The organism is Nostoc sp., from assembly GCF_035638895.1.
Taxonomy (GTDB): Bacteria; Cyanobacteriota; Cyanobacteriia; order Cyanobacteriales; family Nostocaceae; genus Nostoc.
This window is the reverse complement of record NZ_DASQZC010000372.1, coordinates 1-3,140: the sequence shown is the minus strand read 5'-3', so window position 1 is coordinate 3,140 and position 3,140 is coordinate 1. Positions and strand designations below refer to the sequence as shown.

The 3,140-nt window shown below is 39.2% G+C and carries 1 protein-coding gene and 1 pseudogene; both read left to right on the top strand.

Annotation, left to right across the window (positions count from 1 at the left end; all coding sequences use genetic code 11):
- Positions 1-114 precede the first annotated feature (114 nt).
- Positions 115-1,402: pseudogene (locus VE944_RS18180) on the top strand (MFS transporter).
- 92 nt (positions 1,403-1,494) lie between these two features.
- A complete protein-coding gene (locus VE944_RS18175; protein ID WP_324979771.1) occupies positions 1,495-3,075 on the top strand; it encodes a DHA2 family efflux MFS transporter permease subunit in 1,581 nt (526 codons plus the stop codon).
- The last annotated feature ends 65 nt before the right edge of the window (positions 3,076-3,140 follow it).

The following is a 3,140-nucleotide window of genomic DNA, read 5'->3' as shown; positions in this document are numbered from 1 at the left end:
AAACAGATGAAAACCTCTTTCTGTCTATGACATTCTCATACATCTAAAGACAGGCGTATAGAGATGAGGTGAGATGATATTTATGAAAGCAGATTGGTATAAAGCAAGCCTGATATGAAAAAACCGCTACTACCTGCTTTAAGGTCAAGAAACTACCGACTGTTTTTTGCCGGACAAGGTATTTCCCTAATTGGGACGTGGATGACGCAACTTGCCACGATTTGGCTAGTTTATGACTTGACAAACTCCCCCTTAATGTTAGGAGTTGTGGGATTTTCGAGTCAAATTCCTAGCTTTTTTTTAGCTCCATTTGGCGGAGTTTTTGTAGATAGGTTTTCTCGGTATCGTACCTTAATTAGTACGCAAGTATTGGCGATGATTCAATCGTTAATTTTAGCAGCGCTGGCGCTGACTGGTGTGATCCAGGTATGGCATATCATCGGCTTGAGTTTATTTCAAGGATTTATTAACGCTTTAGATGCGCCAGCCCGCCAAGCATTTGTGCCAGAATTGATTGAACGTAGAGAAGATTTAGGCAATGCGTAGACGCGGAGCGGCTTGTCGTCAGACATCGCTATCAACTCTACGATGATCAACGGGGCGCGATTAATTGGCCGTGCGATCGGGGGTTTACTAATTGCCAGGGTTGGAACTGCTTATTGTTTTTTGTTTGATGGTTTAAGCTACATTGCTGTAATTGCCGCTTTGTTGGCAATGAAAGTTAAACCTTGGAAAAATGTAGTAACTGACGGTAATCCCTTACAAAAAGTCAAAGAGGGATTTGTATATGCCTTTAGTCTTTCCACCGATTCGAGCAATCTTATTGCTATCAGCTTTAGTTAGCCTAATGGGGCTACAAAACACTATTCTCGTACCAGTTATTGCTGAACAAGTTCTCAAAGGTGGTGCAGAAAGTTTAGGTTTTTTGATGGCGGCTTCTGGAGTTGGAGCCTTAACTGGTGGTATTTATCTGACTACGCGCCAAACAATCTTAGGAATTGGTAAATTGATTGCTTTTGCACCAGCAATTTTAGGAATTAGTCTAATTGCCTTTTCACTATCTCGATTCTTACCACTCTCTTTATTTACAATGTTGTTTGTTGGCTTAGGTACAATTCTCCAAATTGCTGCTAGCAACACCTTTTTACAAACAATTGTAGAGGATGACAAACGTGGGAGATTGATGAGCTTATACACAATGTCATTTCTGGGGATGATTCCCGTAGGTAATTTATTGGGAGGCTTTTTAGCTAGTTATATTGGCGCTCCGAACACTTTAATAATTGATGGTATAGTTTGCATTTTATGGTCGATCATTTTTAGCAGAGAGTTGCCTGCTTTAAGAAAAATTATGCTTCCAATTTATGAGCAAAAGGGTATTGTCAAAGCTCATAAAGTTTAATTGGAAATCATATTTTAATTTCGCTGTGCAGATACAAGGATAAGATTTAATAAGAAATTTTTACAACTTAAATTTGAAACAGGAAAAACACTATGGCTAATACAGGTATAGTTCGTCAGCAAGCACCACCAGAGACTGTACCGCTAAGAACCTGGATTGGTGTATTAGCCAGTATGCTTGGTGCATTTATGGCGGTATTGGATATTCAAATAACTAATGCTTCTCTACAAGATATTCAAGCAAGTTTAGGAGCAACTCTAGAAGAAGGTTCTTGGATTTCTACGGCGTATCTCGTAGCAGAAATTGTGGTAATTCCTCTAACAGGATGGTTATCACGGGTGTTTTCTCTACAACGTTATTTGATAGTAAATACTGCACTATTTATTTTCTTTTCTATATGCTGTGCTTGGTCGTGGGATCTCAATTCCATGATTTTCTTTCGCGCCTTACAAGGTTTGAGCGGAGGAGTATTAATCCCCACCGCTATGACAGTTGTATTAACGACTTTACCCCAATCTAAGCAATCAGTTGGACTGGCTGCATTTGGGTTTAGTGCAGTTTTTGCACCTTCAATTGGCCCGACGTTGGGAGGTTGGTTAACAGAAAACTTTGGTTGGGAATACAACTTTTATATAAATGTAATTCCAGGGGCATTAATGCTAGCTGGTGTTTGGTATGGAATTAAGCAAGAAAAACCCCAAATTAATTTACTGAAACAAGGTGACTGGTGGGGAATTATTGCAATGGCTATTGGGTTAGGTTCCCTGCAAGTTGTTTTAGAAGAAGGTAGCCGCAAAGATTGGTTTGGTTCAGCGTTAATTGTGCGCTTAAGTGTGATTGCGATAATTTTTTTGGCAATATTTTTCTATATAGAATTAACTCGAAAGCAACCATTTATTAATTTGCGGCTTTTGTTTAGGCGTAACTTTGGTTTAGCTAGTATTGTTAATGTGTCGCTGGGGATAGGATTATATGGTTCAATTTATATTTTACCGTTGTATCTCGTCCAAATTCAAAAATACAATGCGCTGCAAATTGGTGAAGTGTTGATTTGGGCTGGTATTCCCCAACTGTTTATTATTCCCCTCATCCCCAAATTGATGCAACGCATTGATGTGCGGTTGATGGTAGCTGTTGGTGTGGCTTTGTTTTCCATCAGTGCATTTATGAATTCTGGAATGACGAATGAAACTGGATTAGATCAGTTACGCTGGTCACAATTTGTGCGTGCAATGGGTCAACCTCTAATTATGGTGCCGCTAACTTCTATTGCCACTGGTGGATTAAGTCCGAAAGAAGCAGGTTCGGCAAGTGGTTTATTTAATATGATGCGGAATATGGGCGGTTCTATCGGAATTGCTTCTTTAGCAACTTTATTAGCAAACAGAGAGCAATTTCACTCGAATAGATTGGGTGATACAGTATCTTTATATAATCCAGAAACTCAACAGCGAATTGACCAAATGACACAATATTTTGTCAGCAGAGGAGCAGATTTAAGTACAGCACAAAATCAAGCGATCGCATCCATATCTAATATAGTGCGCCGCGAAGCATTTGTAATGGCTTTTAACGATTGTTTTTATTTTATTGGCATTGCTTTGTTACTCAGTGGGCTTGCCGTTTTATTCTTCAAAAAGGTGAAGCAAACTGGTGGCGCTGTTGCTCATTAAATTGATTCTATGGGTTAAAATGTTTGGTAAAATTACTAAGGTACTAAAATGGTCGTTAGCCAAAG